Source organism: Psychrobacter sp. DWR1-2-3 (assembly GCF_049896465.1).
In the GTDB taxonomy this organism is placed as follows: domain Bacteria; phylum Pseudomonadota; class Gammaproteobacteria; order Pseudomonadales; family Moraxellaceae; genus Psychrobacter; species Psychrobacter maritimus.
This window is the reverse complement of sequence record NZ_JAFCUJ010000003.1, coordinates 362427-377147: the sequence shown is the minus strand read 5'-3', so window position 1 is coordinate 377147 and position 14721 is coordinate 362427. Positions and strand designations below refer to the sequence as shown.

13 protein-coding genes and 2 tRNA genes are annotated in these 14721 nt (G+C 42.1%); 13 read left to right on the top strand and 2 right to left on the bottom strand.

Annotated features, from left to right (window positions below; all coding sequences use genetic code 11):
• Positions 1 to 192: 192 nt before the first annotated feature.
• From secG to pnp, 13 genes are all read left to right on the top strand, one after another.
• Positions 193 to 501 carry a preprotein translocase subunit SecG gene (gene secG / locus ACP7AA_RS07950; RefSeq protein WP_025652589.1) on the top strand — a complete coding sequence of 103 codons (309 nt, stop codon included), beginning with the start codon at positions 193 to 195 and terminating at the stop codon, positions 499 to 501.
• A 240-nt stretch (positions 502 to 741) separates the two neighbouring features.
• Positions 742 to 826 (top strand) — tRNA-Leu (locus tag ACP7AA_RS07945).
• Between the two features lie 134 nt (positions 827 to 960).
• Positions 961 to 1037, top strand: a tRNA-Met gene (locus ACP7AA_RS07940).
• Positions 1038 to 1610: 573 nt separating this feature from the next.
• Complete coding sequence (gene rimP, locus ACP7AA_RS07935; RefSeq protein WP_201564284.1) at positions 1611 to 2111, top strand: ribosome maturation factor RimP; 501 nt, start codon at positions 1611 to 1613, stop codon at positions 2109 to 2111.
• A 157-nt stretch (positions 2112 to 2268) separates the two neighbouring features.
• On the top strand, positions 2269 to 3753 hold the full coding sequence (gene nusA / locus ACP7AA_RS07930; RefSeq protein ID WP_149490341.1) for a transcription termination factor NusA: 1485 nt from the start codon (positions 2269 to 2271) through the stop codon (positions 3751 to 3753).
• A gap of 162 nt (positions 3754 to 3915) precedes the next feature.
• The gene (infB, locus tag ACP7AA_RS07925) at positions 3916 to 6642 is read left to right on the top strand and encodes a translation initiation factor IF-2 (protein WP_426223181.1); all 2727 of its coding nucleotides are present in this window, start codon (positions 3916 to 3918) and stop codon (positions 6640 to 6642) included.
• A gap of 250 nt (positions 6643 to 6892) precedes the next feature.
• On the top strand, positions 6893 to 7297 hold the full coding sequence (locus ACP7AA_RS07920) for a ribosome-binding factor A (RefSeq protein ID WP_201564288.1): 405 nt from the start codon (positions 6893 to 6895) through the stop codon (positions 7295 to 7297).
• Between the two features lie 8 nt (positions 7298 to 7305).
• Complete coding sequence (truB, locus tag ACP7AA_RS07915) at positions 7306 to 8385, top strand: tRNA pseudouridine(55) synthase TruB (protein ID WP_426223180.1); 1080 nt, start codon at positions 7306 to 7308, stop codon at positions 8383 to 8385.
• 357 nt (positions 8386 to 8742) lie between these two features.
• Entirely contained in the window at positions 8743 to 9267 is a 525-nt protein-coding gene (locus ACP7AA_RS07910; protein ID WP_426223179.1) for a type 1 glutamine amidotransferase domain-containing protein, read from the top strand.
• A 114-nt stretch (positions 9268 to 9381) separates the two neighbouring features.
• Positions 9382 to 9543: a hypothetical protein gene (locus tag ACP7AA_RS07905; protein ID WP_426223178.1), complete on the top strand. Its 162-nt coding sequence runs from the start codon at positions 9382 to 9384 to the stop codon at positions 9541 to 9543.
• 124 nt (positions 9544 to 9667) lie between these two features.
• Complete coding sequence (locus ACP7AA_RS07900; protein ID WP_201629285.1) at positions 9668 to 9841, top strand: hypothetical protein; 174 nt, start codon at positions 9668 to 9670, stop codon at positions 9839 to 9841.
• A 365-nt stretch (positions 9842 to 10206) separates the two neighbouring features.
• Positions 10207 to 10473 (top strand): 30S ribosomal protein S15, encoded by a 267-nt coding sequence (rpsO, locus tag ACP7AA_RS07895; protein WP_045443035.1) that lies wholly within the window; start codon positions 10207 to 10209, stop codon positions 10471 to 10473.
• Between the two features lie 772 nt (positions 10474 to 11245).
• Positions 11246 to 13348: a polyribonucleotide nucleotidyltransferase gene (pnp, locus tag ACP7AA_RS07890; protein ID WP_426223177.1), complete on the top strand. Its 2103-nt coding sequence runs from the start codon at positions 11246 to 11248 to the stop codon at positions 13346 to 13348.
• Between the two features lie 121 nt (positions 13349 to 13469).
• On the opposite strand, the gene ACP7AA_RS07885 is transcribed toward pnp, so the two are convergent.
• Both ACP7AA_RS07885 and ACP7AA_RS07880 read right to left on the bottom strand, forming a co-directional pair.
• Entirely contained in the window at positions 13470 to 14048 is a 579-nt protein-coding gene (locus tag ACP7AA_RS07885) for a hypothetical protein (protein WP_426223176.1), read from the bottom strand.
• A 26-nt stretch (positions 14049 to 14074) separates the two neighbouring features.
• On the bottom strand, positions 14075 to 14599 hold the full coding sequence (locus ACP7AA_RS07880) for a hypothetical protein (RefSeq protein ID WP_426223175.1): 525 nt from the start codon (positions 14597 to 14599) through the stop codon (positions 14075 to 14077).
• Positions 14600 to 14721: the final 122 nt, after the last annotated feature.

The window sequence follows — 14721 nt, the reverse complement described above, 5'->3', positions numbered from 1 at the left end:
GCAGTTGGCAAAAGTGGCTTTAACAGTGCCCTTGCAATCGTGTACAATGCGCCTTATTTATATAATCGCTCTGTTTATACAACTGGTTTGGCAATATTAGATGTCAATTGTTAAACATCACTCATTTTTACTATTAATCCCTACGATTTATTTTTCGTTATCAGTCGTCATTACGCGGCAAAAGAGGCCACCATGTTTACGTTTATATTAGCCCTGCACATTATCGTGGCGATTGCCATGATTGGCTTGATTTTGATACAGCATGGTAAAGGGGCAGATGCTGGGGCTTCTTTTGGTGCTGGCTCATCAGGCACGGTTTTTGGCGCCGCAGGGACTGCAAACTTTCTAACGCGTGCGACCGCCGTATTAACGGTGATATTTTTTATCACCAGTATGACGCTTGCCGTGCATGCGCGTAAACAGGCAGAAGACCAGTTTCGTTTAGATGCACCAGTGTCAGCACCACAAACGCCACGTCCTTTGACGCAAAATCCTCAGTAGCTGTTTTTGATAGTTGATAGTCAGTATTTATTGGCTATCATTAGTGACTGTTTATAAGTTAACAATAGCTGATTTTGAATAGAGTGGTTGTTAAGTGGCTTTTGCTGCAGGCAGTACTTGCTATTTTAAGAGGTTAGTTTTACAATGCTTCTCTGTTTTTAGCAGTCTTTAACCTTCGATGCCCTCCTTAAGCATCTGTTATAAAGGGTTAAAGGTGAAAAACAGCACAGTGAGAAAGATGCGATTGTGGTGGAATTGGTAGACACGCCATCTTGAGGGGGTGGTGGCGCAAGCTGTGGGGGTTCAAGTCCCCCCAATCGCACCAAGCTTTATTTGTACGATGTTTTACTTGAACGGTATAAGATTGGAATTATCGTCGACAATACTTAATTTAGTATTTATTTAAAATAAGTGTTGACACTTCTATAAAACCTCCCTATAATACGCGTTCTAGATTGATGCGGGGTGGAGCAGTCTGGTAGCTCGTCGGGCTCATAACCCGAAGGTCGTTGGTTCAAATCCAGCCCCCGCTACCACTTTTTATACTGATGTTTTGTACACTAAATTTGTCAGTAACGATTAGCCCACCATTATGTTTGTGGGTTTTTTTGTATCTGATGGTCGGTGTTATCGCGATATCTATCCTACTTATGCTAAGCTCTATCTCTATAGAGTGCGATGCTATTCGTTACTAACCATCATCTGCCGCGACCGGTGCGATGCTTGGTAAGCATACTATCCTTTACTCCTCACGCTTTTATCGATAGTTCTGCTTTATAAATAATAAAGGCATTGTCTGGTTGAGCTTGATGTTTTTTATGCTCATCCCTATATAAAAGCACGAGTCATAAAACGCCTAGTATATAAGGCTATGCATAATAGTGACGTGTTTACGTTTTAAGAATAGAATGATAATTATTGCTGAAGTAATATTCTTGTCTATATAAGACAATGCTTAATAAAGCTTTGATTGATAAGACTCTGATTCATAAGATTTTGATTAATAAAGCGCTGTTAATAAATTTTGAACTTATAAAAGTTCGATGCATAAAATTAAAAACACTTAACTCGCTATGTTCGAGAAGTGAATAGGAAAAGATAAATAGATTATGAAGCTTTCGACAAAAGTTACAGAACTGACCAATATTATTGCTCCTGCAGTTGCTGCTTGTGATGTGGCGCTATGGGGTATTGAATTTGCACCTCAAGGCCGTCGCTCGTTATTACGCATTTATATTGAGGCATTGCCAGAAGAGCAAGCGCAAGATAAACAAGTAACGATTGAGGACTGTGCAGCGGTGAATCATCAAGTGAGCGGTATTCTTGAGGTTCATGACCCGATTGCTGGCGAGTATATTTTAGAAGTGTCGTCACCGGGTTTTGACCGTGCGTTCTTCTCAGATGAGCAAATGCATGCCTATGTGGGTCAAACAGTAAGCTTACGTTTGATACAAGCGATTGGCGAAGGCGATAAAAAACGCCGTAAAGCCACCGGTACTTTAGACAGTATCGATGCGACCACTTTAAAACTAACTGCTACCGATGGTGAGCAGTTTGAGATTGCGTTAAGCAATATTGATAAAGCCAACCTGATTTATGAAGATGCTTAATCTTAAAGACTGGTTTTAAAACAGCTTCTCTTAAAATAGCTTCCTTATAAATTGGTATTTTAATCTCCAAGCAGCTTATGGCTGACGGTGAAAATATAGCGTCAACACACTAACGATAAAGTTTAAGTCAATTATAAAACGATAGGACAGGTATAGCATGAGTCGTGAAATCTTAACGGTAGTAGAAACTGTCAGTAATGAAAAGGGCTTAAATCCTGAAGATATCTTTGAAGCAATCGAAGATGCTTTGGTGGTATCCACTAAGAAAAAAGTATATACCGATCAGCCGGAAGTAGAAGTGCGGGTGTCAATTGACCGTGCAACCGGTGATTACGATACTTATCGTTACTGGACAGTGGTTGCAGATGAAGACCATGAGATGCCTGCATGTCAGCTGGCTATTACCGATCTTGACCAAGATGAATGGTCAATTGGTGATATCAAAGAAGAGCAGATCGAATCAATCGAATTTGGTCGTATTGCTGCCACTCAAGCCAAACAGGTCATCATCCAAAAAATCCGTGAAGCGGAGCGCAATTTAGTAGCAGACGCGTTTGAGCCACGTGTTGGCGAGATGATGTATGGCGAAGTCAAAAAACAGACACGCGATGGTTATATCATTGATTTAGGTGATAACGCTGAAGGCTATTTATCACGTGATCAGATGCTGCCACGTGAGCAATTACGCGCAAAATCGCGTATCAATGCCATTTTATATCATGTCAACCGTGAAAATCGCGGTGCCCAGTTATTGTTATCACGTACCCATCCTGAAATGCTCTCAGCCTTAATGCAAAAAGAAGTGCCTGAGATTGCAGAACAAATTATTGAAATTCGCAACGTTGCTCGCTTGCCGGGTACGCGTGCTAAAATAGCCGTGAAGACCAACGATCATCGTATCGATCCCGTTGGTGCTTGTATCGGTATGCGTGGTACACGTATCCAAGCCGTACAGCAAGAGCTTGATGGCGAGCGTATTGATGTGGTGGTATGGTCAGATGACCCTGCCCAATTTATCATCAGCGCTTTAGAGCCAGCTGACGTTAGTAGTATCATCTTAGATGAAGATACTAAAACTGCGGATATTATCTTTAGCACCAATGATCAATTGGCGCGTGCGATTGGCTCACAAGGTCAAAACGTTCGCCTAGCTTCTGAGCTAACAGGCTATAAGCTTAATATGATGCTAGAAGAAGAGTATCAGCAGCGTCAAGCAAACGAATCGAAAGCCTTTATTGAATTATTCTATGAGCGCCTAGAAGTCGATAAAGACTTAGCACAAGCGCTTGTCGATATCGGTTTTACCAGTATTGAAGAAGTCGCTTATGTACCTGTCGAAACTTTCTATGATATCGAAGGGTTAGACGACGAAGCGATTGACATGATTCAAGAGCGTGCGAAAGAAGTTGTCATCGCCGATGAATTGGTCAAACAACAGAACATGAAAGAGCCAAGTCAAGAACTACAAGATCTTGAAGGAATGACGGTCAGTTGGGCTTATAAAATGGCGCAAAAAGACATCATTACCGTGGATGACTTGGCAGAACAAGCCGTCTTCGATTTAGAAGATATCGAAGGTTTAGACTCTGAAACCGCAGGAAAACTCATCATGAAAGCTCGGGAATCTTGGTTCAATGAATAAGCGGTAACTGCATATCGCTGTCTTTTAGTGATATGCTATCGATAATAAGGGCTGGTGCGACGTAACATAGTCAAATTCAATACATACCAGCCTTAACCCAATCATTTGTAGCCAACAACTGAATTGAACATATAGCAAATAATAGACAGTAGGTGATAATAAATGGCAGATAAGACCGTCAAAGAACTGGCAGATATGGTAGGCAAAACCGCAAGTGCTGTACAACAGCAACTGGTAGACGCTGGACTGCCTGCTCGCGCAGAGGGTGACCTAGTCACCGAGCTTGAGCAAGAGAAGTTGGTGACGTATTTAAAGCAAAGTCATGGTCAGCAAGAAAAGCGTCGTATTAGTCTTAAATCTAAAACGACTAGCACCGCGCGCGTGACTGGCTCTTCAGGTAAATCTAAGAGCGTCAATGTGGAAGTGCGTAAAAAGAAAGTATTCGAAAAACCTGACCCAGAAAAAATGGCTGAAGAGTTGGCTGCTCGCGAGCAAGCAATGATTGAGGCACAAGAGCGTGCTACTAAAGACGCTGAAGAACGTGCGGCTACTAAGAAAAAAGCTGAAGAACGTCAAGCAGCGACCTTAGCAGCGATGCGCGCAAGCTTGGGCTCTAGCAAAAAGTCAGACGATAAGAATGACGATATCTCAACCTCAGTGGTTGTGAAAAAGGGTGGTAAAACGGCGGTAGAAGTTAAGCCTAAAGACCAACCGAAGAAAAAAGTTGCAGCGACGAAACCAAAAGTCGAAACGGCTGTTGAGCGTAAAGCTCGCGAAGCGCGTGAGAAAGAAGAAGCGCGTCTACGTGAAATCGAAACCGAAACACGCCGCGCGCAAGCCGAAGAAGCTCAAAAGCGTACGCTTGAGCAAATGCGCAAAATGGCTGGTAAATATACCGATCAGCCTGCTACTGAAGTTCGTAAAGATGAGCCATTAGCAGAAGGTTTGGTCGGTGACGCTTTAGAAGAGTCATTTGAAAAAGAACGTCGTGAAATCAAACGCGGTACTAGTAGCACTAGTGCCCGTGGTCGTGGTCGTCGTAAGAATCAAGATGAGCGTGAAATTAAAAACCGCAAAAACGGTTTACGTTCAACGCAAGCCTCACAGCATAAGTTTGAAAAGCCGCTCGATAAAATCATTTATGATGTCGAAATCAGTGAACACATTACGGTTTCTGATTTGGCGCAGCGTATGGCGGTTAAAGCTCGCGAAGTGACTAAATTACTTATGAAAATGGGTGAAATTGCTCGCGAAGAAGATACCATTGATCAAGCGACAGCCAGTCTGATCGTTGAAGAAATGGGTCACAACCCAGTACCAGTTAGTGATACGAAAGTTGAAGATGATCTACAAGATGCGGTTGATGAGCGCAGCAGTAACGTACAAACGCGTCCACCAGTTGTTACTATTATGGGTCACGTTGACCATGGTAAGACCTCACTATTAGATAAAATCCGTGAAACTAAGGTTGCAACTGGCGAAGCCGGTGGTATTACCCAGCATATCGGTGCCTATCATGTGAAAACTGGTCGCGGTGTTATCACCTTCCTTGATACCCCGGGTCACGCAGCCTTTAGTGCCATGCGTTCACGCGGTGCCCAAGCGACGGATATTGTTGTAGTTGTGGTCGCTGCTGATGATGGTATGATGCCACAAACGGAAGAAGCGATTGATCATGCGCGCGCTGCTGGTACACCTATCATTGTTGCTATCAACAAGATGGATAAGCCAAGTGCCGATCCTGATCGCGTCCTTAATGAATTGACTGCTAAAGAAGTGGTTTCAGAAGAGTGGGGCGGCGATACTCCAATGGCTCGTATCTCAGCCAAAACAGGTGATGGTATTGATGAGTTATTAGAGCTTATTAGCCTACAAGCTGAACTGATGGAGCTAGAAGCGCCGTTAGATGGTGCTGCTCAAGGTGTGGTTATTGAGTCAAGACTTGAAAAAGGTCGCGGTCCAGTTGTTAGTGTCCTTGTCAAAAAAGGTACGCTGAAACAAGGCGACTTAGTATTAGCAGGCGAGCATTACGGTAAAGTTCGTGCGATGACCGATGAACATGGCAAGCGTATTCAGTCAGCAGGTCCTTCTATTCCAGTAGAAATATTAGGATTGCCTGAAACGCCAGCCGCTGGTAGCGAATTCTTAGTCTTAACCGACGAGAAAAAAGCCCGTGAAGTGGCTGACTTTAGAACCAATCGTGAGCGTGAGCGTCAGCTTGAGCGTCAGAATTCCATGCGTCTAGAGAGCATGTTCGATCAGATGGAACAAGGCGATGTGTCATTCTTGAATATCGTACTAAAAACTGATGTTCGTGGTTCACTTGAAGCCTTACTTGCTGCATTAAATGAGCTATCAACTGATGAAGTTAAAGTCAGAGTCATTAGCTCAGGGGTTGGTCCAATCTCTGAGTCTGATGTGACATTAGCAGAATCTAGTGAAGCAGTATTGTTAGGTTTCAACGTCCGTGCAGATGCAACCGCCCGCCGTAAAGCTGACGCTGCTAAGATGGATATCCGCTATTATAGTGTTATCTATGGCTTGATTGATGATGTTAAAGCAGCGATGAGCGGTATGCTTGCACCTGAACATCGTGAGAAAATCTTGGGTGTTGCAGACGTTCGTGAAGTGTTCCGCTCTAGTAAATTTGGTGCAGCTGCTGGTTGTATGGTGGTTGAAGGTACTATTTATCGCAACAAACCTATCCGTGTATTGCGTGATGACCAAGTTATCTTTACTGGTCAATTGCAATCATTACGTCGCTATAAAGAAGACGTCAATGAAGTACGTACCGGTATGGAATGTGGTCTGGCCGTTCGTGGTTATGACGTCGAAGCTGGCGATAAAATCGAAGTCTTTGAAATCCAAGAGTTCGAACGTACAATCTAAATTGGTTGCATGATAATAAAGTTATCCAATTGTTCTATGATCTAAATAATAGAGTCAATTGGGTAGCTTCATACTATTCAGCTGTACTTAGGCCTAACAGGTACACCCTGCTAGGCCTTTTTTATCAAAAACTGCGTCTTTTTATAACAGTTTATTAGCTATAAAGACCTGTGTTTTTGAACGATATTTTTTAATAAAAAGCCGTATTTTAATCAATAAAAATAAGTCGTATGACCAACAGGGTAATAACATGAACCAACGTTTACAACGCTTAGCAGATCAGATTCAGCGTGAGCTTGCTGTCCTTATCCGTGATGCCGTCAATGACCCGCGTTTGACGGGTTTTGTCACTATCTCTAGTGTTAAAGTCAGCCCAGACTTGGGCTACGCTGATATTTATGTCACCATTATGGAGCCTGAGCTCAACGATGCCATGACTAAATCTAACCATGAAGACAGTATTAAAGTCCTTAATAAAGCTGCTGGCTTTTTGCGTACTGAGCTCAGCCACAGTCTAAAAACTCGCACCACGCCGCGCCTACGTTTTCATTATGATGAAGTCACTGCTCGTGGTAACTATATGATGGATTTGATTAGTAAAGCCGTCATTAAAACTGAGCAAAATGAATCTGATGAGCAAGAAATACAAGAGTAAAAGCCATTATGTCGATAGCTGCTACCAAGACCAATAAGATGCCTGATAAGATAAAAGTCAATGGCGTGATTTTAGTGGATAAACCTCAAGGTATGACCTCACAGCAAGTGGTGTCAAAGGTAAAATACCTGTTTAAGTCGCCCAATCATGACAGTAAAAAAGCCGGTCATACGGGGACGCTTGATCCGATGGCAACCGGTTTATTACCTATTTGCTTAGGTGAAGCCACTAAGTTTAGTCACTACCAACTTGATGCCGATAAATCTTATCAAGCAACCATTCTATTAGGTAGCCAGACAGATACAGGTGATGCCGATGGGCAGATTGTCACTCAAGAAGATATTCCATCATTTGATGCAGCGAGGTTAGAAGAGGTTGCGCAGCAGTTTTTAGGCGCTCAGCAGCAGATTCCACCGATGTATTCGGCGTTAAAAAAAGATGGCAAGAAGCTATATGAGTATGCGCGCGCGGGTATTGAGATTGATCGCCCACCACGAGATATTGTTATCAAAGCAATCAACTTAACAGAGCTAGACGCTAAGCAACTCCAGTTAACGGTGACTTGTTCTAAAGGTACATACGTACGCGTATTAGCAGAAGATATTGCTAAAGTGCTAGGCACCTTAGGACATCTAACCGCTCTACGACGTGTCCAAGTCGGCGACTTTCATATTGACGCGGCGATTGCTTTGGCGGATTTAGAATCGTTGGCTTTAGATGGACGTCAGGCGCATTTATTGCCCGTGGATGCCTGCATCAATCTTGAGGCTGAGCTTACATTAACGGCTGAACAGTGCGCCCGTGTGCAAATGGGTCAGCGCCTAAATGTCATTGAGCAGTTAAACGACGATTTACGAAGCTACATTTCAGCTGCCTTCGAGCAACAGCATACTCATGATGAGAATAGCGTTACTCAAAAAAATGGCGATGATAGTAAAGGTGATGATCGTCAAGGTAATAGTGAGGCTTTGTTGCCTTATGAAATACCGGTAGATATCCGTCTAGTAAATGAGCAAGGGCAGTTTATTGGCCTAGGCGCGGTAAGTTTAAACGGTCGACTACAACCTAAAAAGCTGATTCAGTTATGATGTAGCTTTTCAAAGCAGCTTAACTGAAACTAGGTAAAGCTTACTAAGAGTTTACACTAATCACATATCGTCACATTTAATTGCAGGTTTCGCCTATAGTGAAACCTGCTTTTTTTGTACCTTAGTTAAGTCAGCTAAGGAAAGCACGACAAGGATAGAAAAATAATAGGATGATAAGAATAATTGAATAGTTGTTTATTGAAATATAATTATAAAAAGCTGTCTCTATAAAAATAAAAAGACATCAACTAATATAATTTTAGATTTTAAATTAAAGATGCATATAAAAAATAATAAAATTAACGAATCAACGTACGAATTAAAGCATAACGTATGAATTAAAGTATAAGGATTATTATGAAAACCATTGCCTTTTTATTACACAATAACTTCGAACAAGCTGAATACGAAGAGGTAAATAACCAGCTAAAAGAAAAAGGCTATAAAACCCTTTTAATTACCACCAATAAAGACAAACAAGTCCAAGCGATGCAGCAGGATGTTAATAAAGGCGCTACCTTTAGCGCTGATATATTTGCTAAAGACGCCGAAGTTGCTGATTATGATGCGCTAGTGTTGCCAGGTGGGACGGTCAATGCCGATACCATACGCGGCAATAAAGAAGCACATACTATTATCAATGCCATCAACGAGGCTGGTAAGCCCTTAGCGGTAATCTGTCATGCACCTTGGGCGCTGATTAATACTGGCATAGCTAAAGGTAAAACGCTGACCGCCTATCATACATTACAGCTAGATTTAGAAAACGCTGGCGCAACTTTCGTAGATAAAAGCGTGCAAGTAAACGGTAATCTGATTACTTCACGTAATCCAGACGATATCACAGACTTTGTTGCCGCTATTGATAAGGCATTATCTTAGCCACGAGATTTAGCAGCTAGCAGTCAGTGAAGTAGCAAGTCATTGCGTCTCAGTAAATGCTGCAAATATAAATTAATTTCTATCATCAATGACAATCATAAAAAGGAAGCTATTATGTCAAACTCTAACCCAAACGATACCAAATTTGAGCAACAACGTTCTGAATCAGCAAAAGCGGCATTAAAAGGTCAAACTGAAAACTATCATACCGAAGATTCAGAAGCCGCTGCCGAGCGTATTGCCGATAATTTAAAAGATGCCAAAGAAGAAAAATAGTGAATTTGCTAATGCTTTAGCGTTAGCAAAGGGCTATTACTTTAGTAGCTATATTAATAACCGTAAATATTAATAACCGTAAATGCTTAGTAAATACAAAGAATAATTATAATTAGGAGTTACTATGACTGATTCAGAAAAACATTTAGATGCACAAGAGCAAAAAATTAAACAGCAGGCGGAAGATATCAATCCTAGTGAGAGTACTAGTCCTGATAGCCTAGCAGAAGCAACGACAGCGCCGCTTGATGACGATGCCCTTGGTGGTACTGCCACGCAAGATGACGTTAAAAAGTAAGCTATTATAAGTTTATAGCTATCACTGCTAGCCTCTGCATCTTTAAAAGTTAAACTGTAAATCTCCTATAAAAAACTGCTGCTAGTTCAGTAGTTTTTTGTTATAATCGCTGTCATATTTAAATATCGTTTTAGATAGAGCTTATCTTTGCTTGGATAGAAGTCCAAGTTAATGGATGTTTTATCTTATTCTAAGCCGTATTTAAATAAACGTTATCATTGATAAGTTTGTCGTACACTAGGTCAACTCTAGTAATGCAGGGTTGTCCTGAATGACGGTCAAACTATTTTATTTATTATTCTATTGCCCCTTGATGCTTAAATGTTAAGTACATCTTGGCGCTTATAGCATTGCCGGAGAGATTTATGCTAACTAATACCGATCGCGAACAAATTATTGCTCAGTACCAACGTGGCGAAAACGACACAGGCTCACCAGAAGTTCAAGTAGCTTTGTTAAGTGCGCGTATTAATGACTTACAAAACCATTTTAAAGCACACAAAGCTGACCATCATAGCCGTCGCGGTCTTATCCGTATGGTTAACACGCGTCGTAAACTACTTGACTACCTAAAAGGTAAAGATCTTGGTCGCTATACCACCCTTATTAGCCAATTAGGTCTACGTCGTTAATTTGGCGACAATAGTACGAGTGGTCGCTAATATAGAATATGCCAGAATGTGGCAAGATTTTAGATTTTTTGCCAAACCATTTGGAACTTGCTTGTTGAACTCGATAAAATAGATTTTTTCTAAAGACGGTGTGGAATAGTTTCACGCCGTTTTTTTATGCTTATTAGGATGGTGCATTGGCTTGCGCGCTGGGCTTAAATACTAAAAGCGTATGCCATACGATGATTGCAGCGTAAAAATGATTTATGAGCAGCTATTGAGTGGTCATTATGAGTAAACAGACGGTTTTGTATTTCATTGGTCAATGGTTATAAATCACTGTAAAATAATGCCTTGTGCGTTTTAGAGACATACTGGCGCGCAAATATTTGTATAGCTTACCATTAGCTGATGACTGTTTAGACGGCATGGAAGACACTGTAAGTATTTTACTAAAGATAGGCAGCAAACAGTGCCGTATCGGATGCTAAGGTATTTTGATTTGGTAACCCCTTTAATTGTAAGTATAAAAAACCAGAATTAAACAAGACCAGATTGGCACAAGACCGAATGTAAACAAGCAACATATCAGAAGTACGTGCTCTATTTTAAATAAATTGCAGATGCATCAGATATATAGATGATGAAACCCGCGCTAATTGACGCAGTTTTTAACTGAATCACTGCCAGTTAGTAGCTAAATTAGCGGCTACATCCAAAGAATTTTAAATGACAGATATCAGCTTGTTATAGCGCTGATATCACTTTCGTCAGTCAATATTAGGAAAATTATATGACAATGTTTAATACCATTAAGCGTGAATTCCAATACGGCGACCAGCAGGTCGTTATCGAAACGGGCCGTATCGCTCGTCAAGCAAACTCTATTTTAGTCCACATGGGCGGCGTGTCTGTACTAGTAGCAGCCGTGGTAAAGTCTGATGCTAAAGAAGGTCAAAACTTCTTTCCATTGACCGTCAACTATCAAGAAAAAATGTATGCAGCCGGTAAAATTCCTGGTGCTTATGGCAAACGTGAAGGCCGTGCCAGCGAAGCTGAAACGCTAACCTCGCGCCTGATTGACCGTCCAATTCGTCCATTGTTCCCTGAAGGTTATGTGAACGAGATTCAAATCACGGCAACGGTTGTTTCATCAGATAAAAGCCAGTCTGCAGATATTGCTGCGCTAATTGGTGCTTCAGCAGCACTCGCTATCTCTGATGCGCCCTTTAATGGCCCTGTGGCTGCTGCCCGTGTTGGCTTTATCAATGGCCAATACGTTCTGAACCCAACGCTTGAGCAGCTTAAAGAGAGCGACCTTGACTTAGTAGTTGCTGGTACTAAATCTGCCGTTTTGATGGTTGAATCAGAAGCGAAAGAGTTGTCTGAAGACCAAATGCTAGGTGCGGTTTTATACGGTCATCAGCAACAACAAATCGTCATCGATAACATTGCGTCAATGGCCGCAGAAATTGGTACTGCTAAGCAAGAGTATACTGTACCTGTTCGCGACCAAGCGTTAGAGACCAGCATGAAAGCGCAGTTTGGTGAGCAAGTTGCTGACGCTTATACCATCACCGATAAGCAAGAACGCTACACCAAGCTTGATGAAATCAAACAAGCCATTATCGATGCATTGGCGGGTGATACGGAAGCAGAAACTTATAATGATACTGTTTCTGAGCTAAAAGAGATTTACAATGACCTAAAATACCGCACTGTTCGTGACAATATCTTGTCAGGTAAGCCACGTATTGATGGCCGTGATCTTGAGACCGTTCGTGCTCTAGATGTCCAAGTAGGCGTATTACCATTTACCCATGGTTCAGCACTATTTACCCGCGGTGAAACGCAAGCATTAGTGACTACTACGCTTGGTAACACGCGCGACGTAAACATGATTGATTCATTGGCTGGCACGATTCGTGACCATTTCATGTTGCATTATAACTTCCCACATTTCTCAGTCGGTGAAACCGGTCGTGAAGGTATTCCAAAACGTCGTGAAATCGGTCATGGTCGCCTAGCGCGCCGCGGTGTTGAAGCGATGCTTCCAGATAGCGAACGCTTCCCGTATGTGATTCGTGTGGTATCAGAAATCACTGAATCAAACGGTTCATCTTCAATGGCTTCGGTTTGCGGCGCAAGCTTGGCATTGATGGACGCTGGCGTACCATTAAAAGCACCGGTTGCTGGTATCGCGATGGGTCTGGTTAAAGAAGGCGAGCGCTTTGCCGTATTGTCTGACATCCTAGGTGATGAAGATCATCTTGGCGATATGGACTTTAAAGTAGCGGGTTCAAAAGACGGTATCACAGCACTACAGATGGATATCAAAATCGAAGGTATTACTGCCGATATCATGGAGCAAGCGCTTAAGCAAGCCCATGCTGGCCGTATCCATATCTTAGATGCGATGAACAAAGTATTGCCTGCAAGCCGTACTGAAATTAACGCCCATGCACCTAACTATGCGGTTATCGAAATCAACCCAGACAAAATCCGTGATGTCATCGGTAAAGGCGGCGCAACGATTCGTCAGCTAACCGAAGAAACTGGCGCGGTTATCGATATCGATGACGCTGGTACGATTCGTATCTTTGGTGAAAACAAAGCAGCAACCAAAGCGGCTATCGGTAAAATCGAAGCAATTACCGCAGAAGTGGAAGTTGGTAAAACTTATGAAGGTACAGTTGCTCGTATCGTCGACTTCGGCGCATTCGTTAACGTACTGCCAAACACTGACGGCCTCGTGCATATCTCGCAAATCGCAGACGAGCGCGTAGAAAACGTATCTGACTATCTAAAAGAAGGTCAAATCGTTAAAGTATTGGTACAAGACGTTGATAACCGTGGTCGTATCAAACTGACTATGAAAGGTATCGAGCAAAGCTAATCCTCGATATTTGACGTAATTTAATATAGTCAAACCTAAAAAACCGCTTTGGTTGCTGATAATTAGCAATCAAGGCGGTTTTTTTATGCGCTCAAAAAAATAATGACAATGAGAAAATAATCTATATGTTGATATCTTTAGGAAGGTGGATATCAATGCGCAGCTTGGGCAAATCTTCTAGGTGATGGGCGACAAGGGGCAGGATATCGTTATACCAATCTAGAGCAATTGATTTTGCTAGTTCGGCGTTGTCAATAGCATTATTTTGAGCAGAAGGGTTCTGCGCATGACTAGTAATAAGCGGACGCGCTAATAGCGCAACCCTACGAATCCCTTGATAACGTATTAAAGGTATCAGCTGCTGTTGTAAATCGACTAAAGCTGCGGTCAGCCAACGAGATCTGGTTGGATGATAGGGGTGGTCTGATATCACAAGATTGGCGATATAACTTGGCTGATTGCCATTACTGCTGACGCCAAGTCCCGCTTGCTCGCGTGAGCGTTTATGCACTAAGCAGCTACCAACCATTAGGCTACCATCACGGCAAGCACGATAGTAGCGTTGGTAGTTATCTGGATATAGGTTTTTGCTTCGCGTAAGGATAGGGTCTAAAAGGATACCGGCGTTATTCACAGGCAGTATCAGCAGCTGAGTGCTGCTATTTAAAATAGGGGCATGGGTGAGTTGTAGATGTGCCATTTATTAGCCCCTTTATAAAAATGTTATTATTTTGCGCTGGTTTTAGCCCCTTCAGCGGCTTCTAACTGAGCAATTTGTTCCTCAAGCAAGGCGATTTGCTCAGCCTTCATCTCTGTCAGCTGTTTATTCATTGTCAATTGCTCAGCCGCTAGCTTTTCTTGTTCTGCTAAGCGTTTACGCTCGTCCGCTAAGCGATCAATTTCTTCTTTCGCTAAGCTATCTGTTTCTGGTAAAGGCGCGTTTAAGATAGCGTCGGGATCAGGGGTCTGACTATCTGTGCTAGCAGCATCGGTATCTAAAATCGACGCACTTGTATCTAACGCATTATTATCTAAGGATGTAGTATCTGATTGCGCAGCGCTATTTTGCTCAGTAGGCGTTGGCGTGCTTTCGATAGGCGAGGTATTAGCGTCAGGCGAACTATTTTTCCAAACCAAATAACCAATTAATAGTACTGCCAAGATAATGATTGGCAACCATTTTTGCCGTGATTTATTAGGTTGTTTTTTTAGTGTCTTAACGGGTAAAGGACGTATTTGTTTTTTATTCATAAAAGGGTCGATTTATGTTAAAAGTATAAGTAGGCATACTATAACAAACTCAAAATAAAAAGCCTATCTAACTGGATATATATCATTAGATAGGCTAGTAGCTATTAAGGCTTGACGATACG